The 21,090-nt window shown below is 50.1% G+C and carries 19 protein-coding genes; 6 read left to right on the forward strand and 13 right to left on the reverse strand.

The window, feature by feature from the left end; all coding sequences use genetic code 11:
* Positions 1-13: 13 nt before the first annotated feature.
* Both RYZ26_RS06375 and RYZ26_RS06380 read right to left on the reverse strand, forming a co-directional pair.
* Entirely contained in the window at positions 14-1,756 is a 1,743-nt protein-coding gene (locus tag RYZ26_RS06375) for an ATP-binding protein (protein WP_317682334.1), read from the reverse strand.
* Positions 1,757-1,765: 9 nt separating this feature from the next.
* Positions 1,766-3,481 carry a monovalent cation:proton antiporter-2 (CPA2) family protein gene (locus RYZ26_RS06380; RefSeq protein ID WP_317682335.1) on the reverse strand — a complete coding sequence of 572 codons (1,716 nt, stop codon included), beginning with the start codon at positions 3,479-3,481 and terminating at the stop codon, positions 1,766-1,768.
* Positions 3,482-3,842: 361 nt separating this feature from the next.
* On the opposite strand from RYZ26_RS06380, the gene RYZ26_RS06385 reads away from it, so the two are divergent.
* Positions 3,843-5,006, forward strand: a complete 1,164-nt coding sequence (locus RYZ26_RS06385) for a substrate-binding domain-containing protein (protein ID WP_317682337.1) — start codon at positions 3,843-3,845, stop codon at positions 5,004-5,006.
* Positions 5,007-5,012: 6 nt separating this feature from the next.
* Here the strand turns inward: RYZ26_RS06385 and RYZ26_RS06390 are convergent, their stop codons facing one another.
* The 3 genes from RYZ26_RS06390 to RYZ26_RS06400 all read right to left on the reverse strand — a co-directional run bounded on the left by RYZ26_RS06390 (position 5,013) and on the right by RYZ26_RS06400 (position 7,780).
* Positions 5,013-5,702 carry a hypothetical protein gene (locus tag RYZ26_RS06390; RefSeq protein WP_317682338.1) on the reverse strand — a complete coding sequence of 230 codons (690 nt, stop codon included), beginning with the start codon at positions 5,700-5,702 and terminating at the stop codon, positions 5,013-5,015.
* A gap of 62 nt (positions 5,703-5,764) precedes the next feature.
* Entirely contained in the window at positions 5,765-7,318 is a 1,554-nt protein-coding gene (gene guaA, locus RYZ26_RS06395) for a glutamine-hydrolyzing GMP synthase (RefSeq protein WP_317682339.1), read from the reverse strand.
* A 66-nt stretch (positions 7,319-7,384) separates the two neighbouring features.
* The gene (locus RYZ26_RS06400; RefSeq protein WP_317682340.1) at positions 7,385-7,780 is read right to left on the reverse strand and encodes an MAPEG family protein; all 396 of its coding nucleotides are present in this window, start codon (positions 7,778-7,780) and stop codon (positions 7,385-7,387) included.
* 98 nt (positions 7,781-7,878) lie between these two features.
* On the opposite strand from RYZ26_RS06400, the gene RYZ26_RS06405 reads away from it, so the two are divergent.
* A complete protein-coding gene (locus RYZ26_RS06405) occupies positions 7,879-8,436 on the forward strand; it encodes a TetR/AcrR family transcriptional regulator (RefSeq protein ID WP_317682341.1) in 558 nt (185 codons plus the stop codon).
* A gap of 203 nt (positions 8,437-8,639) precedes the next feature.
* The gene (locus RYZ26_RS06410; RefSeq protein WP_317682342.1) at positions 8,640-9,383 is read left to right on the forward strand and encodes a hypothetical protein; all 744 of its coding nucleotides are present in this window, start codon (positions 8,640-8,642) and stop codon (positions 9,381-9,383) included.
* Here RYZ26_RS06410 and RYZ26_RS06415 read toward each other — a convergent pair.
* From RYZ26_RS06415 to RYZ26_RS06430, 4 genes are all read right to left on the reverse strand, one after another.
* Entirely contained in the window at positions 9,368-10,165 is a 798-nt protein-coding gene (locus RYZ26_RS06415) for a TSUP family transporter (RefSeq protein WP_317682343.1), read from the reverse strand. The genes RYZ26_RS06410 and RYZ26_RS06415 overlap by 16 nt on opposite strands.
* On the reverse strand, positions 10,165-11,451 hold the full coding sequence (locus RYZ26_RS06420; protein WP_317682344.1) for an RsmB/NOP family class I SAM-dependent RNA methyltransferase: 1,287 nt from the start codon (positions 11,449-11,451) through the stop codon (positions 10,165-10,167). Before RYZ26_RS06420 ends, RYZ26_RS06415 begins: the two co-directional genes overlap by 1 nt.
* 90 nt (positions 11,452-11,541) lie before the next feature.
* Positions 11,542-13,005, reverse strand: a complete 1,464-nt coding sequence (gene guaB, locus RYZ26_RS06425) for an IMP dehydrogenase (RefSeq protein WP_411576854.1) — start codon at positions 13,003-13,005, stop codon at positions 11,542-11,544.
* 96 nt (positions 13,006-13,101) lie between these two features.
* On the reverse strand, positions 13,102-13,995 hold the full coding sequence (locus RYZ26_RS06430) for a DMT family transporter (RefSeq protein ID WP_317682346.1): 894 nt from the start codon (positions 13,993-13,995) through the stop codon (positions 13,102-13,104).
* A gap of 124 nt (positions 13,996-14,119) precedes the next feature.
* On the opposite strand from RYZ26_RS06430, the gene RYZ26_RS06435 reads away from it, so the two are divergent.
* Both RYZ26_RS06435 and RYZ26_RS06440 read left to right on the forward strand, forming a co-directional pair.
* Positions 14,120-14,599: an RNA polymerase sigma factor gene (locus RYZ26_RS06435; RefSeq protein ID WP_317682347.1), complete on the forward strand. Its 480-nt coding sequence runs from the start codon at positions 14,120-14,122 to the stop codon at positions 14,597-14,599.
* A 29-nt stretch (positions 14,600-14,628) separates the two neighbouring features.
* The gene (locus RYZ26_RS06440) at positions 14,629-15,393 is read left to right on the forward strand and encodes an anti-sigma factor family protein (RefSeq protein ID WP_317682348.1); all 765 of its coding nucleotides are present in this window, start codon (positions 14,629-14,631) and stop codon (positions 15,391-15,393) included.
* A gap of 44 nt (positions 15,394-15,437) precedes the next feature.
* Here RYZ26_RS06440 and RYZ26_RS06445 read toward each other — a convergent pair whose 3' ends face one another.
* Both RYZ26_RS06445 and RYZ26_RS06450 read right to left on the reverse strand, forming a co-directional pair.
* On the reverse strand, positions 15,438-16,151 hold the full coding sequence (locus RYZ26_RS06445; RefSeq protein ID WP_317682349.1) for a c-type cytochrome: 714 nt from the start codon (positions 16,149-16,151) through the stop codon (positions 15,438-15,440).
* Between the two features lie 90 nt (positions 16,152-16,241).
* Positions 16,242-17,540: a sulfite oxidase gene (locus RYZ26_RS06450; RefSeq protein ID WP_317682350.1), complete on the reverse strand. Its 1,299-nt coding sequence runs from the start codon at positions 17,538-17,540 to the stop codon at positions 16,242-16,244.
* A gap of 231 nt (positions 17,541-17,771) precedes the next feature.
* Here RYZ26_RS06450 and RYZ26_RS06455 point away from each other — a divergent pair, with 231 nt between their 5' ends.
* Positions 17,772-18,995, forward strand: a complete 1,224-nt coding sequence (locus tag RYZ26_RS06455) for a DUF2325 domain-containing protein (protein ID WP_317682351.1) — start codon at positions 17,772-17,774, stop codon at positions 18,993-18,995.
* A gap of 64 nt (positions 18,996-19,059) precedes the next feature.
* On the opposite strand, the gene RYZ26_RS06460 is transcribed toward RYZ26_RS06455, so the two are convergent.
* The gene (locus tag RYZ26_RS06460; RefSeq protein ID WP_317682352.1) at positions 19,060-19,776 is read right to left on the reverse strand and encodes an RlmE family RNA methyltransferase; all 717 of its coding nucleotides are present in this window, start codon (positions 19,774-19,776) and stop codon (positions 19,060-19,062) included.
* Positions 19,777-19,848: 72 nt separating this feature from the next.
* A complete protein-coding gene (locus tag RYZ26_RS06465) occupies positions 19,849-20,895 on the reverse strand; it encodes a Ppx/GppA phosphatase family protein (RefSeq protein WP_317682353.1) in 1,047 nt (348 codons plus the stop codon).
* Positions 20,896-21,090 lie beyond the last annotated feature (195 nt).

Raw genomic sequence — 21,090 nt, forward strand, 5'->3', positions numbered from 1 at the left:
AGCGCGTCGCGCTCTAATCCTGACTTGAATGTTTCTGGTAGAGATCGACAACCGCTTGGCGCAGTTCAAGCGGTTTAATCGGTTTTGCCAGACAATCATTCATACCTGCTTCAAAGTAGGCTTCTTTTTGATTTGCCAGAATATTGGCACTTAGGGCGATGATGGGCGTGTGCTGATTAGGGCCTTCTTTGGTGCGGATTTCCTTTGTGGCTTCTTCCCCATTCATCAGCGGCATCTGGATATCCATTAAAATCAGATCAAACGTTTGGTCCGCAGCCATTTCAACTGCTTCTCGCCCATTTTCGGCCAATGTGACTTGATGGCCGGGTTTTTCAAGAATGGTCTTTAGAACCTTCTGGTTTACCGCATTGTCTTCTACCAGTAGCAGGTTGAGTGACAGGTTCTCGGTTGTGTCATCTGCCATGTCTTTTTCTGTGTAAGGAACAGAAACCTTTTCAAAGGGAAGGCGCAGGCTAAAGTGACTGCCCTGATTTAATTTACTGGTTAAATTCAGGCTACCGCCCATCAATTGGGCAAGTTCCCGACAGATGCTAAGCCCCAAACCAATACCGCCCTGTTTGCGCGACAAGCTGTTGTCCACCTGATGGAATTTGGTGAAAATTTCCTGCTGGTCTTTGGGGGACAGGCCAATACCTGTATCTGACACCTGACAGCAAAGCGTGCGTTTGACTTTTTCATCAATGTCAAAGGTGATGACCACCTTACCTTGTTCGGTAAACTTGATCGCATTGCTGACCAGATTAAACAGGATTTGACGCAGGCGTTTCAGGTCAGTTTCGCCCATGGCCTCTGTTGGAAGCTTGTTTTCCAGAATCAGCTTTAAGCCTTTTTCCTGTGCATCGATTTTAAAGATGGTTTCAATCTCGCGGGCCAGTTCATGCGGGTTGACCGGACTCGGCTCAATCTTAGCGCGGTGGGCGGACACTTGGGTGAAATCGATGATCTCATTAATGATTTCAAGTAAATGTTCGGTGGAATGAATGGCCGTTGTGCTGAGATTTTGAATTTCCCTTTGATTACGTGTTTCACGCATCAGGCCCAGGGCCCCCAGAACGCCGTTTAGCGGTGTGCGCAGTTCATGGCTGACCATGGCGATAAAGTCATTACGCGCGCGTGCGGCCTGTTGGGCGTCTTCTTTCAGGGATCGTTCACGCTTGATCTCACGGCGGGCAAAATAGGCAGTGATGATCAGCAGCAGAACAAATAAAATGGCAAGACCAGACGAGATATTAAAAGCGAGTTTCTGGCTGTTCTTTGCGATATGGGTCAGGTCGAGGGAGACTTCGATGGCCCCAAGAAACTTGTCATCGTCCATAATCGGAAGGAACGCGTGAGCGATGACGGTATCTTCGTCCTGTGGTCGATCCAGTTCAACGTGTTCTGTGCCTTTACTGACTATATTGATGAAGTAGGGCGCGGTGTTTTCATCACCGATTTCCATAAAGTCTTTTGCCCAGACCACCGTGCGGTCATGATCGTAGATTTTAAACCAGATGACATTGCCGACATTTTTCGCCGTGCTCAGGGTCTGGATATCGGTGATGGTGGGCGGGGCACCGCGCAGGATGTGGTCGAGATCACGCAAGTCCCGGCGTACAAATTGTGCCCAAGCCAGACTTTCTGACCGGGCCTGTTCTTCCAGCATGTCATCCGCCAAATTCAGCACCAGTGTCCATGTGCCGCTGACGGCAAATGTCCCGATGAGAAGGATGATGATGAGAAGACGGTTTCCCATGCGTTGCCTTTAACCTTTCTGCTGTTCTGGTGTGTCAGCGCGGAAGGTTTCCTGGCGAATGACCGCATAGCCATCCTGACGCGCACGGCGGATCACGCCTGCGATCTTGTCAAAGTCCGCCCCCACACGCCAAAGGGCCACTTCGCCTAGGCGCAGGCTGGCTTCCAGTGTTTCCGGCACGGCTTCGGTCACATCCATCGCCAGCAGTTCTTCGCGCGCACTCAGATTATGGGCACGTGACAGGATATCAATCCCGGGGTGGCTGGCGTGGAGGATTTCAACGATCTTTTTGGCCTGTTTGGTATCGCCCAGACTGATCACCACCACCGTGTCACAATCAACCCCAAGCGATTGCAGAAAGTCCGGGCGCGTCACATCACCATAGACCACGTGATATCCATTGGCACGGGCCTGTGATACCACCTTGGGGGCAAATTCCACGGCCACATAGGGGATATCCATTTCCTGCATCATATGGGCGATGGATTGACCAAACCGCCCGAACCCTGCGATCAGGGCCTTTGGCTTTTCGTGGTTGTCTTCATCCAGTCCCAGATCGGTATAGGTTTCCTCGGCAGGCACGCGTTTGATGATGACATTGCCAAGTTTTTCCCAAAAAGGTGCAATCACCATGGTCAGGGCCACAAAGACCAGCAATCCCTGGAAAGTTTCCTGATCAATCAGACCACTGACCAGCATGACGCCAAATAGTACGAACCCAAATTCCCCGCATTGTGAGAGCAGGAAAGAAATGCGCAAAGAATCCCGCGTATTATAGCGCCAGATGAGCGCGAGGACGAAAAGCACGATCCCTTTTAACAGAAACAGCAAGACAAGGTTGCCGACGATCTGCCCAAAGTCTTTCATCAGGATGGCGAAATCCAGTGTCATGCCGATGGACATGAAAAACAGTCCGAGCAAGTATCCTTTAAAAGGCCGCACGTCCGCTTCAATCTGATGGCGGTATTCGGAATCTGAAAGAGTCAGCCCCACCAGAAACGCGCCCAGTGCCATGGATAGGTGATTGAATTCCATAATCAGCGCAGCGGTCAAAACCGCAAGGACGGCCGCTGCGCCAAAGATATCCTGGTTGCGCGTACTTGCCACAAAACCGATGACAGGAATGATGATATATTTGGTGCCAAGCACAATCCCGATGATGGAAAGCGTTGCCCAAACGGCATGCGGGGTTGCAACGTCACTGCTTTCTGACAGTAGCGGGACAGCCGCCAATAAAGGAACCACGGCAATATCCTGCATCAACAGGATGGAAAAGACACCGCGTCCTGCATGGGTTTGCAGTTCCCCCTTTTCACTGAGGATTTGCAGGACAATGGCTGTGGAAGACAGCGCAATCCCGGCCCCCAGCAGGATGGCGGCCTCGAACGGTTGTCCGCGCCAGTAACTAAGTGCGCCGACAAGGGCGGCGGTGACCAGAATTTGCAGGCTGCCAAGACCAAACACATTGCTGCGCATGTCCCAGAGTTTACGTGGCTGCAGTTCCAGTCCGATGATAAACAGCAGGAAAACAACGCCGAATTCGCTGAAATGACGCAGGGCTTCAACCTCGGTCGCAATGCCAAACCCCCAAGGCCCGACAACAGCGCCAGCGGCCAGATACCCTAAAACGGTGCCAAGGCCCAGTCGCTTGAAGAGGGGGACAGCAATGACTGCCGCGCCCATCAGGAGGACAACAGCTAAAAGCAAATTATGATCGTCTGCCATGTATCACCCTCCTATCGACGTTTAATTGAAGATAGTTTTAATTTAATTCCAGAATATGCCCAAGCCTTTTATCTGAATGTATAAATAATTTTATTTCCGATTGGGAAAGGGAAGGTCAATCCAAAAGTCACTGCAATGGTCTTTAACTTGTGCTATTCACACCCAAGAAACTATTGAATTCTGAATTGAGTATTATCTCTTTGTAAAGAGATATCGTTTATAACATGTTTTAAGCATTTTATGGATTAAATAAAAACAACAAAAACATCTTTTGGTTTTATTTTTATGTAGGTACAGTCTATATGACTCCTGAAAGATGGATGCCCCGCTCGGGATTTGAATATGAGGATAGAGGAATTACATGTTGTACGCGAATAGGGTTGCCTGTTTTTTAGCGGCCTTGCTTTTATGGGCACAGACATCGGTGGCGGAAACTGATCTGTCGAATTACTGGTCTTATAGCGAATTTCTCGATAACGCGCCTGCGCAGCGCGAAATTTCCCAGAGCTTTTCTGAGCGTGTGCGCGCCATGGCAGATGTCACAGGGGGTGTGATTACAAAACCCGTTAAAATCGCGGTTGTTTACCCCGGGATTCAGGCCAGTGATTATTGGCGCAGAAGTGTATCTTCCTTTGAAGCACGCCTTCGGGAGCAGAAAACGCCTTATGTGATCTATCCTTATTTCACCAAACCTGCGCGCGAAATTCGCCTGCAGGAAAAAATGATTGCAGAGGCGTTGAAAGAAGATCCGGATTATTTGATTTTTACGCTGGATGCTCTGCGTCACGAAAATACCATTCAGAAACTGGTTAAACAGGGGCGCCCGAAAGTTATTATTCAGAATTCAACCCGTCCCATCAAAAAATGGCAGGATCAGCCGTTTCTCTATGTTGGATTTGACCATGCGGTTGGTAGCGAGATGCTGGCCGAAAAATTCATGAAGACGTTTGGCAAAGGAACAGACTACGCTCTGTTTTACGGCTCGCGCGGTCTGGTGAGTGCGGCACGTGGGGATACCTTCATGAACCGGGTAGATGCGATGCACGGATCAAAAGTGACGGCTTCTTATTATCTGGATTTTGACCGGGAACGTTCCCGCAAAGCAGCGCTTCATCTGATCAAACGTAACAAGATGCCCAAGTTCATCTACGCCTGTTCAACCGACATCGCCCTTGGGGTAATTGATGCGGCCAAGGAGATGAATATGCTGGATAAAATCTCCGTCAACGGCTGGGGCGGCGGCGGCGATGAGCTGGAAGCCCTGAGCGTAGGCGAGTTGGACTTCACCGTCATGCGCATGAACGACGACAACGGCGTCGCCATGGCCGAAGCGATTTACCTGGACCAGACGGGGCGTCGTGGAGAGGTTCCGCAAATCTATTCCGGTGATATCGTGCTGGTCGATAAATCAAATACCAAGGCCGAAATCGAAGCCCTGCGCAAACGCGCGTTCAGATATTCCAGCCAATGGCAGAGTTCTGTGGATGATGTGCTGAGATCAGATGAGTCAGACCAGAAGTCGTAAGGAAGGTTAATTCTTCACGTCATGTCTTAGACGATAAAGGGTTGCACCACAATTTTTGCACCCTTGTTTGGACAGAGCATTAATTAAACTGGATACTGTTTTTTCTGCTTTTCTTTTGGTGTAGGGGTATAGGGTCCCAGAATGCACTTTCTCTTTTCCTATGCCATTTGAATCTGACCAGTTTAACGGATCACTGAAATCTTTGTTAAAGACAATTGTGTGTAAAGTCTCTCTGCCCTTTTTGCAGATTGATCGACTGGGGCACCAGACAAATTGCAGGAAATCGCCCGCTTTAATTTGCTGCAACATGTCAGAAAGTGCTTTTTTATAAAGAGTAGCTTCTTTGAAATTTGCCATGACCACTTGGTCGATTTGTTGAAAAGAGTTTCCAAGGCCAGACCATTGATAGGTGTTGCGTCCGATAGAGGTGTCATTCCGGGGCATGTAAATCGCCTTCCCGTCGCTTGCTTTGATCCCTGCTTTTCGGGCGACATGGGCGAGTTTTAATTGAAGGTAGCTTTTACACTGCCCGCCATGTTGTCCACTCTCGCTTTGAATTTCGGATAGATAAAGAGAAATCAGTTTTTCCTGTACGTTGACAGTACTGGTATTCGTTTCCGCATAGGCGGGAGAGATTACAAGAAACCAGCTTAGGATAAAGATTAGGAAAAATATTGGTTTGGTCATCGTGGTCATTCATTTCATTTGAGAGGGAAGACAAAAAAGGGCTGACCGAAGCCAACCCCTTTTGCATTCTTTTATTCCCACTCAATCGTCCCAGGAGGCTTGCTTGTGCAGTCATAAACGACGCGGTTGATGCCGCGGACTTCGTTGATGATGCGGTTGGAGACGCGGGCGAGGAATTCGTGGTCGAAGTGGTAGTAGTCAGCTGTCATGCCGTCTGTGGATGTCACAGCGCGAAGCGCACAAACGAAATCATAGGTGCGGGCATCGCCCATCACGCCGACGGTACGCACCGGGAGCAGAACCGCGAAGGCCTGCCAGATGGCATCATAAAGGCCAGCGTTGCGGATTTCTTCCAGATAGATGGCATCCGCTTTTCTGAGGATATCACAGAGTTCACGCGACAGGGGCTGACCCGGGATGCGGATGGCGAGACCTGGGCCGGGGAAGGGGTGACGGCCGACGAATTTTTCGGGCAGGCCGAGTTCTTTACCCAGTTCACGCACTTCGTCTTTAAACAGTTCACGAAGCGGTTCAACCAGTTCCATATCCATACGTTCCGGCAGGCCACCTACGTTATGGTGAGATTTGATGGTGACAGATGGGCCACCAACGAAGGATACGGATTCAATTACATCCGGATAAAGCGTTCCTTGTGCAAGGAAGTCAGCGCCACCTGCATCTTTGGCTTCTTTCTCAAACACATCGATGAACAGGCCACCGATGGTTTTGCGTTTTTTCTCTGGGTCATATTCATCACCCAATGCATCAAAGAACAGGTCTGATGCGTCATTGTGGATGAGTTTGATGTTGTAGTGGTCACGGAACAGGGTCACAACCTCTTCCGCTTCGCCCATACGCATGAAGCCGGTGTCAACGAATACACATGTCAGCTGATCCCCAATGGCTTCGTGCAGCAGGACGGCAACAACCGAGCTGTCCACACCGCCGGAAAGACCGCAGATGACTTTCTTGTCGCCAACTTGTTTGCGAATGGCGGCAATCGCTTGTTCTTTAAAGGCCGCCATGGTCCAGTCACCAGAACAGCCGCAGACCGCATGGGTGAAGTTTTCAATCAATTGTGCACCGTGCGGTGTGTGGACCACTTCGGGGTGGAACTGCACGGCGTAGAATTGCTTTTCTTCGTTGGCGACGGCAGCGTAAGGCGCGCCTTCGGATGTGGCAACAACCTTGAAGCCCGGGGCCAGTTCGGAAACGCGGTCACCGTGGCTCATCCAGACTTGTTCTTTGGCACCCTTTTCCCAGACGCCTTTAAAGATGGCGCATTCTTCATTTACATCGACAAAGGCACGGCCGAATTCGTGGTGATCAGATGTTTCAACCAGGCCACCCAGCTGTTGCATCATGGTTTGCTGACCATAGCAGATGCCCAGAACCGGAATGCCCATCTCAAATACTTTTTTCGGTGCACGTGGTGATTCTTCCCAGGTTACGGAAGCCGGGCCACCGGACAGGATAATGCCTTTGGGGGCATATTCATCCAGCAGTTCGTCCGTTACCAGATTGAAGGGGTGAATTTCAGAATAAACACCGCTTTCACGAACACGTCGTGCGATCAGTTGAGTTACCTGAGATCCGAAGTCGATAATAAGAATGCGATCGGTCATGGGCCACCAATAATGTCTGTAGAAAGTGGCCGCAACATACATCAAGCCATCACGGTGGACAATAGGCTAGAACTGGAAAAGTGTGCTTAAAACAAGGATTGCGCCCATGCTCAGGGCGGTGAAGGTGCCGTACATTCCATAAATGCGCCATTTGATCACAGATTTGATCAATCCGGCAGCATGGATCAGGCGTGAACCCAAGAGAATCGAGCCCAATCCGTAAAGTGCATATTCAGGGGCGCCATTAATTTCCGCCACCGCCATCAGGATCAGGACCAGCGGGACATATTCAGTGAAGTTGCCATGGGCGCGAATGATGCGTTTCAGGTCATCCACACCGCCATCCATCAGGGAAACTTTGTGGGTACGGCGTGTCTTGATGACCCGGACGGTCAAGGCAAAAAGCATGAATGTCAGGGTGACAGCGTAAATCGGGGTGATGAACAAAAGCGGTGGGGTCATTTTTTCGGGTCCTTTCTAGAATATGATGATCGTCATATTTAAATATGATATATAACATATTCAGCAAAGACGTCGAGTCAATTTAAGGAGGTCAGACGATGGGATACCCCGAAGGCCACAAGGCAAAAACCCGCGAACGTATTGTTCTGGCAGCCCGCAAGCTTTGGAAAACCAAGGGCTATGGCGGGGCGAGTGTGGATCATGTGATGAAAGAGGCTGGCCTGACACGGGGCGGCTTTTATGCGCATTTTAAATCCAAGGATGCCCTGTTTGCAGAAGCTTTAGCCGATCATCGCCTGATCGAAGGATTAAAAAAGTTGGAAGCCAAGGGGATTACGGACCGCAAAGAACAACAAAGGTATGTTATCGACTGGTATCTGGACCATCCGCACCGCGATCACCCAGAAGATGGCTGTGTGTTGACTACTCTGTCACAGGAAGTCTCGCGCCTGGGGAATGAACCACGCGGCGTGTTAAATATTATGGTGTCGCGCTTTGGGCGCTGGCTGAGTGGGGAGAAAGAGGACAAGAACGGGTTGGCTGCTTTGTCTATGATGGTTGGCGCCGTGACGCTCGCGCGGGCTGTTGGTGAAGATGAAGAGCTTTCAAGTGAAATATTAAATCAGGCGAAACAAGAATTGCAGAAAGTTATCTAAATCCTTTCTATTGAATTTTATCTAAGGGGATACTTATATTATCTTTATTCAGGAAAAATAAGCTGAGTACAGGTGTGTCTGGAAAAATCAAAATATTTTTTGCTTTGGGCTTTATTTTTGTCTTTTCAGGCACGGTATTCGCCAATGATGTGATCATTACCAACGCAGCCCAATCGTCAACGGACCGCCGATTTGAATATCCCATGGTGGTGCTGAAGGAAATATTAAACCGAACAGAGGAAAAATATGGTGCAACGGATGTCAAACGATACCCACATCCGATCAGCCGTGCTCGTGCGTTGCGTGAACTAATAGAAGGCAATATTTGTGTTTTTTCCACAGCGACTCGACCAGAATGGGAAGAAAAACTGATTCCGGTGCGTATCCCCATCAGAAAAGGTATTTTGGGTTACAAGCTGTTGTTGATCAATGCGACCCAGCAAGACCTGTTCAGCAGGGTGAATACGGCCAATGAGTTAATGAAACTGCGTGTTGGTGGCGGGGCACAATGGAGTTCGACGCTGGCACTTAGGTCTCAGGGGTTTAATGTCATCGGTAGTGTTGAATATGAACCGCTGTTTGCCATGTTGCAGGCGGGACGTTTTGACTTTTTTCCCAGGGGCGTGAACGAAATTTTCCAGGAATATGAAGGGCGTAAAACGCAATTTCCGTCTATGGCTATTGAACAGGAAATCGCCCTTTACCTGCCTCAGCCAACTTACTTTTTTGTTTCACCAAGAAAACTGGAATTGGCGAAGCGCATTGAAGAAGGCTTGATGCTGTTGCGTGAAGACGGGACGTTGTCAAAACTGTTTTTTGATTTTCATGGCGATGCGATCAAGCGCGCCAATCTCGCAAATCGCCGAATTATCCCCATTGAAAATATAAACCTAAGCCCGGAGACGCCGCTTAATCAAAAAGATCTGTGGTATCAGCCAAGCAAATAGGACACCCAGTCGCGAATAATGTGATCTTCGGTGGACCAGACCAGTTTGGCTGTCATGGCAAAAGAGATGATGACCAGCAAGGGACGGATGATTTTCGGTCCGTGTTTCATGCTCATGTGCGAGCCGATAAAACCGCCGATCATTTGACCCATCGCCATGACCAGGCCAACAATCCAGACCACTTGCCCACCCACGATGAAGAAGGCAAGCGAGGCAATGTTACTGGTGAAATTCAGGGCCTTGGTGTGGGCCGTGGCCTTTAAGATGTTAAAGCCCATCAGCGCGATAAAAGCGATGGCAAAGAACGACCCGGTGCCAGGCCCGAAGAAGCCATCATAAAACCCGATGGTGAAGCCCGCGATGAAGGAGAAGCCCCAGATACCCACGCGCTGTTTTTGGTCATCCTCGCCAATCTTTGGCTGAAACAGGAAGTAAAGACCAACAGCTAGCAGCATGAAGGGGATGATATCAACCAGAAAGGCTGCATCCATATTCTGGATCAGGATTGTCCCGGTGGCAGAACCTGCAAAGGTCAGCAGGATCATGGGCCAGATATCGGTAAGTTTCAGATGGCCTTTGCGCACAAAATTGGCGGTGGCGGCAAAGGTTCCAAAGCTGCCCTGTAACTTGTTGGTCGCCAATGCTTGTGCGGGGCTGAGACCTGCACTTAACAGGGCGGGCAGGGCAATGAGCCCACCGCCACCCGCAATTGAGTCGACCCAGCCGGAAAGGATCGCAATCCCAAATAGGATCGCTAAGGTATCAAGCGCAAGAAAATCCATCAGTTGGTACGTTCCAGAATGGCGCAGAAGAATCCGTCACTTTTATGCAGGTCCGGACGCATGGTCATGAAGTCCCCATCAAACGGGCAGTCCGTGCCAAATCGTTCTTCCCAGATATCACCAACAGGTTTAATGGCAAAGTTGTCGTTTTTCTTAAGGAACTTCGCGATTTGGTCTTCGTTTTCTCGTTTCAGCAACGAACAGGTCGCATAGATCACCTGGCCACCCGGTTTAACCAGATGGGCGGCATTTTCCAAGATACGTTCCTGACGACCGAGCATATCTTCCAGCATTTCCGCGCTTAATTTCCAGCGGCTTTCCGGATTGCGACGCCAAGCCCCAAGGCCAGAACAGGGCGCATCGATCAGCAGGCGATCTACGCGCATTTCAAATTGTTTCAGCCAGGGGTCATTTTCAGATTTGATGGGGTTCAGGTGTACGTTTGTGATGCCCGCACGTTCTAGGCGGCGTTTCATTTTGTAAAGACGGGTGGAAGAAATATCTAGCGCATATAATGCGCCCTGATTTTCCATTTCCGCAGCCAGTGCCAGCGTCTTGCCGCCGCCGCCTGCACAGAAATCCATCACCAGTTCGCAGTCTTTAGCCTGTGATAAAAGTGCGATCAGTTGGGAGCCTTCATCCTGCACATCAACCAGACCTTCTTTATAAGCCTGAATGCCGCCCAGCTTGACTTTCTTTTTGGTGCGCAGACACAAGGGGGAATATAGCCCGGCCACTGTTTCAATATTCTGCTTTGCAAGAAGTTGGGCTGCTTCATTTGCATTTTCATGAAGGGCATTGATGCGCAGATCAAGCGGTGCTTCTTCGTTCAATGCGTTCAGCACATCTTCAAAATCATCTCCAAGGGAAGCCCGCAGGTCGTCATCCAGCCAATCTGGATATTCAAGACGGATGGGGTCGGGGGCATCGTTTGTGTCAAACTGTGCCAGAACGGGGACCAGCCCTTTTTCAAAATCAGATAAGGCTTCGGGGGCGTATTGATCGCCTGTAAAGAGGTTTTCAATATCCAGGTCGTTTTGCACACAATCGATCAGGGTCAGGATGCGCGGACCGGATGTGCTTTCCACCTTGTTTGCCAGCCAGTTCAGCTTGGCGCGATTGCGCAGGATACGATAGACCTGATCGTTGATGGCACGGCGATCTTTCGATCCGGCATAACGGCGTGCTTTGAAATAGTCAGCAATGACAGCATCGGCCGGGCGTTTGCCATCAAAAACCGTGGTGAGGATTTCGATAACCGATTGAATGCGTGCGGATGGTTTCATGGAGATTGAATACCTAAAAAGAGTGAACCCCTGCCATCAGGCAAGGGTTCATAGATAGCAAATGTTTGAAGCCCTGAACAGGGGGCGTGATTAAGAACGCCCGCTATAGTTTGGTGCTTCACGTGTGATGGTCACGTCATGAACGTGGCTTTCACGAAGACCTGCGTTTGTGATGCGGTTGAATTCGCAGTTCTTGCGCATTTCAGCAATGGTTGCGCAGCCTGTGTAACCCATGGAAGATTTCAGACCCCCCACCATCTGGTGAACGATGGCGCTGGCTTCCCCTTTATAAGGAACGCGACCTTCGATCCCTTCGGGCACATATTTCATGTCGTCTTTAACGTCAGCCTGGAAGTAACGATCCGCAGACCCGCGTGCCATCGCACCCATGGAGCCCATGCCGCGATAAGACTTGTAAGAACGACCTTGATAGAGGAAGACTTCACCCGGGGCTTCATGTGTACCAGCCAGCATGGAACCAACCATCACACAGCTTGCACCCGCTGCGATTGCTTTGGCGATATCACCGGAATGTTTGATGCCGCCATCTGCGATCACAGGCACGTCGTATTTATTGGCAATTTCAACCGCGTTCATAACTGCGGTCAGCTGTGGGACACCCACACCTGCTACGATACGGGTTGTACAGATCGATCCCGGGCCGATCCCGACCTTGACCGCATCTGCCCCAGCATCGATCAGCGCTTGTGCCGCAGCACCCGTTGCGATGTTACCACCGATCACTTGTGTGTTTGGATGCTGTTTCTTGATTTTGGCAACCTGATCGATCACACCACGGGAATGGCCGTGGGCGGTATCAACAACCAAAACATCAACACCTGCATCAATCAAGGCGATGGAACGTTCCCAACCACTGTCACCTGTGCCCGTGGCAGCTGCAACACGCAGGCGGCCATGTTCATCTTTACAGGCATCCGGGTGTGTTTCTGCCTTGTCGATATCCTGAACGGTGATCAGGCCGACGCAGCGGTCTTTATCATCCACCACCAGCAGTTTTTCAACGCGGTTTTGGTGCAACAGGCGTTTGGCTTCGTCACCGGAAACACCTTCTTTAACTGTGACCAGATTTTCTTTGGTCATCAGTTCAGAGATTGGCTGGTTCGGGTTTTCAGCAAAGCGCATGTCGCGGTTGGTGATGATGCCTGCCAGTTTACCTGTGCCGCGTTCCACAACCGGGAAGCCGGAGAATTTGACTTCTTCCTTTTTTGCCAGCACGTCAGCCAGTGTGGCATCAGGTGGGAAAGTCAGCGGATCGGCAACCATGCCCGATTCAAATTTCTTAACCTTGCGCACTTCAGAAGCCTGTTCGTCGATATCAAGGTTTTTATGGATCACCCCGATGCCGCCAAACTGTGCCATGGCGATTGCCAGACGGCTTTCTGTCACTGTATCCATGGCAGCAGAAACAAGGGGAATACCCAGTTCGATGCCTTTGGTCAGTTGTGTTGTGGTGTTTGCTGTCGCGGGAAGGACGTCGGATTCTGCAGGTACAAGCAGTACGTCGTCGAAGGTCAAAGCTTCTTTAATTGTCACGGCCATCTCCAGTGCGCTTGGTGTTAGTGGATTTGGCGCGTTATATATACACAGGTCCTACCAAACATCCACAAGTTTGTTTGTCTTTTTATTATTTTATTTCGCCTTCAGCGTAATCCAAATTCCGAGCGTCACCAAACCCATGCCAACCCATTCAGAAATATGAGGAATATCGCCCAGGAGCGGAATGCCCATAAGTGCGGCAATTGACGGCACAAGGGCGAGAATGGCAGCCGTTGGCGTCGCGCCCAGATGTTTGATGGCTAAAAAGAAGAAGACGAGTCCCAAAATGGAGGGGCCCAGACCCTGATAAAGCATCTGGATCAGGATATCGAATGTGCTGGCCTCAGACAGGTTGGTCGGCAGGAAGAAATACCAGATAGGCAGAAACAGAATGGCGTTGACGAAGGGGATGAAACTGAGCAGTTCCTTCAACGTCAGTTTCCAGATTTTGGTTGCAGGCATATAGACTGCCATGACAAAAGCGGCGGCCATAAACAATAAGTCCCCAATCCACGCATCTGATCCACCTAATCCATCTTTGGCAAAGGCGGTCAGGCCGCAGCCGATCAGGATAACAGTGATGGCAAGCCACGTCATTTTGTTGGGATAAAGCTTCATCCAGACAAGAGAGACAATGGTGGTGAAGATGGGTAAAGCGCCGTTGATAAAGACGCCGCCGTGGGAAATGGGCGCAAACAGGAAGCCTGCATAGGCAAATAGCGCGTAAGGCACGCCCGTGCCTGCGGCCAGAACAAAGATTTGCCAGAATTTCAGTCGCCAGGGCCACCACAGGTACGTGGCAGGCAACAGGATTAATCCGGCAAAACCAAACCGAAGGGCAGCCATATCATAGACACTCAACGGGCTTTGCGCCCCCATACGCGAAACCACAATAAAGCCGGACCAAAGCGCAGCAATGAAAAGGGCAGACAGGATACCGATGACAGGTGAAGCAGGGGTATCATTATGTTTGTTATTTTGTTCCATTGCCTAACAATAACCATAAAAGCGCAAAAGGTCTAAAGACATTCTAATAAATTAAGAAATGATGTGATTTCATTGCTGTGATATACAAAGCAAAAATGTTCAAGTGAAATGATTTAGGCAGGGTATGGACCTTCGTAAAGTCCTCATAAATTTGCAGGGGCAATTTCTCGCCTATGCGCGTGAAATGTGTCGCCATGCCGATGATGCTGAAGATCTGGTGCAAACTGCCATGATGAAAGCGCTGAACACGGACAGACTTCCGAAAACGGAAGGTGAGGTCAAACCCTGGTTCTTTCGCATCATGCGCAATTTGCATATTGATGATGTACGAAAAAAGAATGTGCGCACGGAATATTTAAGGGACCAGATACGTTTATATAATATAGAGGAAACCAATCGATCCGATATGACCAGAAGCCTGATGGTCCGTCAGGCCTTTGATCGACTGGATGAGGACAAGCGGGAGATTTTGTTTCTGGTGGATGTGGCCGGGATGAAATATGCGGAAATCGCCGAGGTGATGGATATCCCCATCGGTACGGTGATGAGTCGGGTCAGCCGGGCACGTCGGGAATTGCTTGACATATTAGACAGCGGTAATTAATTAAGGGCAAAAAGCGGAGCTATGTTGTTATGAGTGACAACAATCAGGATTGGGAACTCTTAAATGCATTCGCCGATGGTGAACTGCCTGAAGAGTTGCGCGCCGATTTTGAAGCGCGCCTTGTCAGTGATGCTGATCTGCAGCGCGAACTGGATAAAATCCTGTCCCTGAAAGCCACTTTATCCACCATGGACCCACCTGCGGATTATTCTCTGAAACCAGCAGCGAACGATCATGCACCCAAGGGGCGTTTCAAAAAATGGGCGCTGTCTGTTGGTGTCGCGGCATCCGTTATCGGCATGATCGGCTATTCCTATCTGAATTCCCATAAAAGCTGGGATGAACTCGCCCTTAAAAGCCACCGTGATATGGCGAGCCAGAATTATGTGGTGGATGTCTCGCCCGTTCAATCTGCTGCCTGGGTCACGCCCGAGATTGGCATTCTTGCCCCGGACCTGACAGGTGCACGGCTTTATCTGGTCGATATGAAAATGTCGAACCAACGCGATAAGGCGCAGGTTGCTATTCATTATCGGGGCTTGCGCGGTTGTAGCCTGACCATCTTTGCCATGAAAAATCCGGACAAGCTGATGGGGGAGATCAAAGCAGACGACTTGTTGACCCATACGTGGTCGGATCAGGGCTTGCATTTTGCTATGCTGACCAAGGGGATGGATGTGAACCGTTTCCGGTCCATCGCGCTATATTCGCAGGAAATGATTTCTCATCAGCTGCATAAAGACAAAGGGCAATATGCCCGCTTTGAAAATAACGACAACGCCCCTTGCGCATAAAAGCCCCGCCGCTTTATCGATAAGGGGCAGGGCTTTGTATGGGCTTATCTAGGAAAGTTGGGGCGGTCCGTATTATAGTTGGCGGCCAGATAATCCAGCACCAAGGTCAGGTCGGGTTCGTCAATTTCCCCCATATCCTGTTCATCGACCATCCATTCCAGCAGTTCAACCCACCCATCACGGGTCAGGCCCTGTTGGGCAACGATACGTTCGGAATGGCACGCCGTACAGTAGGCATGGGTTTCTTCAACGCCTTTTGCGACAAACAGAACACCGTAATCATCGGCATCATCCGGGGCTTCGGCTTCATCGCCGGAAATATCCTGAGACAGGGCAGCAAAGTTGAAGATCAGGTCACTGTTCTGGTTGATATAGGCAATCAGGTTGGCGCGCTGGCTTGGCTTTTTGATACCGACAAAAGTCATGTTGGTGCCCTTGGCATGTTCGGTCGGTTTTTCCAGATAATCATCCAGACGGGTCGCCGTCCATTTGCCGCTCAGCTTTTTAAAGGCCGGGCTGTAATCATAATCTTTGGCGGTTGCCACATCGCGGTGCATCACACCCCACAGGTTTGGACCTGCGCCATGATCAGCGTTGCGTTCCAGCGTGTGGCACTGCAGGCATTTTTTAAATTCAGTTTTGCCATGTTCCACATTGGCCACGGCAAGACGTTTCATAATATTGGTGTCCTCTGCCTTGGCAGGGATGGAAACAAGGCTCAGCGCAGCAATAGCGCCGATGAAAGATAGGAATTTCATTTTCTCACCGATTGGTTTGATGAAAAGTGACCGGGTGCCCGCAAACTAGAGGGAGAGAGGGCACCCGGCCTGGGTCAAAAGGGCAGGGGGTTAAACAACGCGCACGGCAATGCGGTGCATGGTGTTGTTCAGATACCCTTTTGGGTTCCATTTAAGGGCATGGGGTTGTGCGTCACCCGCATCATCGGTGGCACGTGCCCAAACTTCATAGTAACCTTTCTGCGGGAAATTGACGTTTGCACGCCAGTTCTGCCAGGCCCCTGAATTGACAGGCTTATCAAGAGTGGTTGTCTGCCATGTCACACCGAAGTCGATGGAGATATCAACCTTGGCAATGTCACGATCACCAGACCAGGCATGGCCGCGCACTTCCGTTTCCATGGATTTCATTTCAACGTTTGTGGCAGGATGTGTGATCAGGGATTTCACAGGCATACGTTCGATGATTTCGAAATCTTTCTTATCAACCTTTTCACCCGGGGCAACCGGACGGTTTGGTACGCGATACGCTTTGCCCGTCATCTTCGGTCCGTCATGAACTACATCACGCAGATAAATGCGCTTCAGCCATTTCTGTGAACAAGACCCCGGCCAGCCCGGAACGACCAGACGCAGGGGTGCACCATTCATCGGGTGCAATGGCTTGCCGTTCATTTCAAAGGCGATCAGGATGTTGTCTGTGAGCGCTTTTTCAATCGGCAGACCACGTGAAATCGGCAGTTTGTCCGGGTTCATGGACAGGTGATGATCTGCCCCTTCGTGGGCTGTGTAAACCACATTGTCTTTAACGCCAGCAGCTTCCAGAACGTCTTTCAGCTTTACACCCGTCCAGTTTGAACAGGCAACTGCACCCAAAGTCCATTGGTTGCCTTTTGCGGGGGGGGCAAAGGCTGCACGGCCGTTACCACCACATTCGATGGTGATGGCCATGGTGTGGGTTTTGAATTTCTTTTTCAAATCCGCAATGGTGAGTTTCATCGGCTTGTCAACCAGACCGTCGATGGTCAGCTCCCAGGTTTTGGGATCAACATCTTCGGGTGGGATACCGTTGTTGCGGATGAAGTGACGCGATGTTGGCGTGATGGCATCATCCAGAAGGTGCGCAGGTGTTTCAGCGTTGACCGGGCGGTTGTTCAACAGTGTCAGGCCATCTTTACCTGCCAGAACATCTTCATCATCGGCCAATGCAACAGGCACCAGACCTGCAGGCATGTTTTTGCCAAATGGGATGGACATACCGACCATGGCGCCCATGGTGGTCAGGCCGAGACCTTTAAGAAAGCCGCGACGATCAGAGGATGCGACCTGTTCGATCATTTCATGTTCACTGGGTGTTTGCACCGCAGATGCTGGGGACGTATCCGTCTTTTTTGTGGTTTTCAAACTCATTGAAACCTCTCCTGTTAATTAGTCTAGTTTTAAATAAACGAGCAGGGTTTGAGCTTTATTCCAAAAAAAGTTAAAAAAACTTCTTGCAAATGATAATGATTATTAATATCGTTTGTCCTGCCTCCTCCCAGAGGCACTGTGAAACGACTTACCTGAATCTCTGGCTTCTTTTCGTCTTCTCCTTAAGGCCGGGGGTTCAGGTTAGTTTTCAAAGCAGGAGTTTAAGCACTTATGTCTGATGCAAACCCGTTGAGTTTTCTGTCTGATCCAAAGCCGATGGAACGCCTGAGTGAGGCGGACCTGAAACCACGCATCAAACGTCGCAAGCTGTGGGAGCTGGATGTCCACTGGCATTGCGCCGTGATCGGAACCTGTCTGAACGCATCAGATATCGAAAAGATTGCGCAAAAATGCCAGGCGCCGAATTTCGAAGGCCGCATTGCGGATTACAAGATGCATTCTTTCTTTGTCGGTCAGGCACGCTATAGCCAGGGTGTCGGCAAGCTTCTTCATAAATTTCTGGAACGAAAATTTAATCGCACGGTGAAAGCTTTTTCACGCTTGAAAACATCAGCGTTGATAGAAGAAAAATGGCTGGAAGCTGTTGGGAATGGGGATATCCCGGGTGCGTTCTGGGCGGTGATGACGCACCCAAATGCTTCCTCTGACTTGCTGAGTGAAGTTTACGGTGAAGTTCATATGTTGTCTCATCTGGAAGGGGCGACGAACCGTGCAGATCACCGTGAATTGGCCGATATCAAAACGACTTGCGCCAAATTACAATTGGAATTGGAAGATGTCCGTCGCACCAACCGAAAAGCTATTGAAAAACGTGATCATCTGATTGGCCAGCTGAAACGGGACTTGAAAGATACATCGACCAAGGCGCGCCGCTCTGACGAGCTGGAAGCTTTGCTGTTGGCAGAACGCGATGGCGATACCATTGCACGTCTGGAAAAACGTATCGACGTTTTGACCATGCGCGTGTTGCAGGAAACGGAACGTGCGGATCAAAATCAGCAAAAATTAAAAGAGTTGGAAGCTTGGAACAAGGAATTGCGGCAGTCTCAGATTGCTACGCCAGTTCAGGAACAGGCCGTTACGGTTTGTATGCAACAGGAAGGATGTGCTGGTGAAGAGTCTGATCTTTGTGGACGCTGTATTGCCTATATCGGTGGGCAGACAAAACAGGCCGCGCATTTCAGAAAGAAGGTGGAAGAAAAGAACGGTCAGTTCATTCACCATGATGGTGGACTGCACGATGGTCAGGCCCGTTTGCAAAGTATCTTGTCGCAGGCAGACGCGGTCATGTTCCCTGTAACCTGTGTCAGTCATGAAGCAACGCGGGAAATTAAACGGGTGTGTATAAAAGATGAAAAACCGTTTGTGCCGCTGAGATCACAGGGGTTAAGCGCCTTTGTGAAAGGGTTGGAAGAAACCATTGAAAAGATGTGACTAAGCCCCCTGCCTTCGCAGGGGTGACGCGGTGCTGTCATTCCTTCGAAGGCAGGAATCTCAATCATTCACTATAATTATTCTTCCCACGGAAACCGCTGGCGATCACGTAAGTTTCAGATGAATCCTTACGGCTTGCGGGTGGTTTTGCGTGACGCACGTTGGTGAAGCTTTTGCGCATTTGTTGCAGCAGGGATGTTTCGGTTCCGCCTGCCAGGACTTTGGCGACAAACCAGCCGTCTTTCTTCAAAACTTCTTCTGCAAAATAGACAGCGAGTTCCACAAGGGCGGTGATGCGCAGGTGGTCGGTTTGTGGGTGGCCACTGGCTGCGGCTGCCATGTCGCTTAAGACCACATCGACACTGCCGCCGATGACTTCTTTCAAACGCTCAGGTGCATCATTTTCCATGAAATCGCCGACCAGAAGGGTGGCGCCGGGGATGTCTTCCACTTCCTGAAGGTCAATCCCGATCACATGACCGTTGGGGTTTTTCTCTGCTTCAATACGTTCTGCAGCGATTTGGGTCCAGCCGCCGGGGGCACAACCGAGATCGACAACTTTCTGACCGGGTTTCAGGAAATTGAAACGGTCATCCAGTTCGATCAGCTTGAAGGCCGCGCGGGATCTATAGCCAAGACGATTGGCTTCCTGCACATAGGGATCGTTTAACTGGCGTTGCAGCCACCGGGTCGAAGAAGATTTACGACCACGCGCGGTTTTTACCCGGACGGTTTTGTCACGGCGGGCCTGCGGTGTTTTCCATTTTTTAGTCTGAGACATGGCTGCACATATATGTAAAGAGGGTGAAAACGTGGCGCTTACATAGTCTTCTTTATAACAGAAATAAAGTCTTTAGTCTTGGTCGCGGCTTTTTTCGTCCTGATCACGCATCAGTTTCAGCAAAATTCCTTCACGAATACCACGATCTGCAATTGTCAGTTCACCCACGGGCCAAAGCTTGCACAAGGCTTCGAGGATTGCACATCCTGCCAGAACCAGATCAGCGCGGTTGACCCCAATGCAGGGGTGGGCAGCGCGCTGATGGCAGTTCATCTCCGTCAGTTTTTGCGAAACGCGATGGACTTCATCAAAAGGCAGGTGCATGCCATCGACCTTGGATCGAAGATAGCGCGGCAGACGCAGGTGAATGGCACCTAATGTTGTCACCGTGCCGGACGTACCCAGCATTTGAACCTGAGCAGCGGCCACATCGGCTTCAATATTATTGCGTTTACTGAAATCTGCGATCTCATTTAACACATGGTTCTGGATCGCCTGATAATCATCCGGGGTGACTTCATCGCCCTGGGCATATTCTTCTGTGACCGTGACCACGCCAATGGGCAGGGAGATGACATCAACTACCTGCGGATCACCCAGGCGGTCCAGTTCGATCCACATAATTTCGGTACTGCCGCCCCCAATATCAAAGACAAGCGCCTTTGGTTTTTGCAGATTCAACAGGGAGGCGCATCCGGTCAGGGCCAGCTTGGCTTCTTCTTCTGGATGGATGGCTTCAAGATCAATTCCGGTTTCATCAATGACGCGTGATAAGAAGGTGTCCGCATTGCTGGCGCGGCGGCAGGCTTCTGTCGCGACACTTCTGACGAAGGTGACGTTGCGCGACTTCAGTTTTTTGGAACAGACCGCCAGGGCTTTGATGGTGCGTTCCATCGCATCATCGCTCAAGCGACCGCTTTGGGCTACATCTTCGCCCAGGCGTGTAATGCGGGAAAATGAGTCAACGACCCGGAATCCCTGTTTGGTCCGCCGCGCGATCAGCATGCGGCAGTTGTTCGTCCCCAAATCGAGGGCGGCATATAAAGGCAGGGAGTTGTTTTTTTGCATCCGCCCGGTTTTTTGACGCCGTTTGCGCTGATGCATATAGTTTGAAGCCACTATTATATATGTCCTGTTAGATCGATATTTTCATATCACCCAATGCTTCCTTTCTTTTTATACGAAACCAATGAAGACGGGAAGGACGAAAGACATAAAAATGTAATGAACACAGAAGTGCTGATTGAAAAGCATCAATCAATTGGCGTCCAAAAACCGTGAAATTAGCAATATTTGATGCATATGTTGCTTAAA

Source organism: Terasakiella sediminum, from assembly GCF_033100395.1.
Classification (GTDB): domain Bacteria; phylum Pseudomonadota; class Alphaproteobacteria; order Rhodospirillales; family Terasakiellaceae; genus Terasakiella.

What these genes read in the sequence shown, in the direction of transcription:
- RYZ26_RS06375 (WP_317682334.1), bottom strand. Translation starts at nt 1,756, where the DNA reads ATGGGAAACCGTCTTCTCATCATCATCCTTCTCATCGGGACATTTGCC.
- RYZ26_RS06380 (WP_317682335.1), bottom strand. Translation starts at nt 3,481, where the DNA reads ATGGCAGACGATCATAATTTGCTTTTAGCTGTTGTCCTCCTGATGGGC.
- RYZ26_RS06385 (WP_317682337.1), top strand. Translation starts at nt 3,843, where the DNA reads ATGTTGTACGCGAATAGGGTTGCCTGTTTTTTAGCGGCCTTGCTTTTA.
- RYZ26_RS06390 (WP_317682338.1), bottom strand. Translation starts at nt 5,702, where the DNA reads ATGACCACGATGACCAAACCAATATTTTTCCTAATCTTTATCCTAAGC.
- guaA (WP_317682339.1), bottom strand. Translation starts at nt 7,318, where the DNA reads ATGACCGATCGCATTCTTATTATCGACTTCGGATCTCAGGTAACTCAA.
- RYZ26_RS06400 (WP_317682340.1), bottom strand. Translation starts at nt 7,780, where the DNA reads ATGACCCCACCGCTTTTGTTCATCACCCCGATTTACGCTGTCACCCTG.
- RYZ26_RS06405 (WP_317682341.1), top strand. Translation starts at nt 7,879, where the DNA reads ATGGGATACCCCGAAGGCCACAAGGCAAAAACCCGCGAACGTATTGTT.
- RYZ26_RS06410 (WP_317682342.1), top strand. Translation starts at nt 8,640, where the DNA reads ATGGTGGTGCTGAAGGAAATATTAAACCGAACAGAGGAAAAATATGGT.
- RYZ26_RS06415 (WP_317682343.1), bottom strand. Translation starts at nt 10,165, where the DNA reads ATGGATTTTCTTGCGCTTGATACCTTAGCGATCCTATTTGGGATTGCG.
- RYZ26_RS06420 (WP_317682344.1), bottom strand. Translation starts at nt 11,451, where the DNA reads ATGAAACCATCCGCACGCATTCAATCGGTTATCGAAATCCTCACCACG.
- RYZ26_RS06430 (WP_317682346.1), bottom strand. Translation starts at nt 13,995, where the DNA reads ATGGAACAAAATAACAAACATAATGATACCCCTGCTTCACCTGTCATC.
- RYZ26_RS06435 (WP_317682347.1), top strand. Translation starts at nt 14,120, where the DNA reads ATGGACCTTCGTAAAGTCCTCATAAATTTGCAGGGGCAATTTCTCGCC.
- RYZ26_RS06440 (WP_317682348.1), top strand. Translation starts at nt 14,629, where the DNA reads ATGAGTGACAACAATCAGGATTGGGAACTCTTAAATGCATTCGCCGAT.
- RYZ26_RS06445 (WP_317682349.1), bottom strand. Translation starts at nt 16,151, where the DNA reads ATGAAATTCCTATCTTTCATCGGCGCTATTGCTGCGCTGAGCCTTGTT.
- RYZ26_RS06450 (WP_317682350.1), bottom strand. Translation starts at nt 17,540, where the DNA reads ATGAGTTTGAAAACCACAAAAAAGACGGATACGTCCCCAGCATCTGCG.
- RYZ26_RS06455 (WP_317682351.1), top strand. Translation starts at nt 17,772, where the DNA reads ATGTCTGATGCAAACCCGTTGAGTTTTCTGTCTGATCCAAAGCCGATG.
- RYZ26_RS06460 (WP_317682352.1), bottom strand. Translation starts at nt 19,776, where the DNA reads ATGTCTCAGACTAAAAAATGGAAAACACCGCAGGCCCGCCGTGACAAA.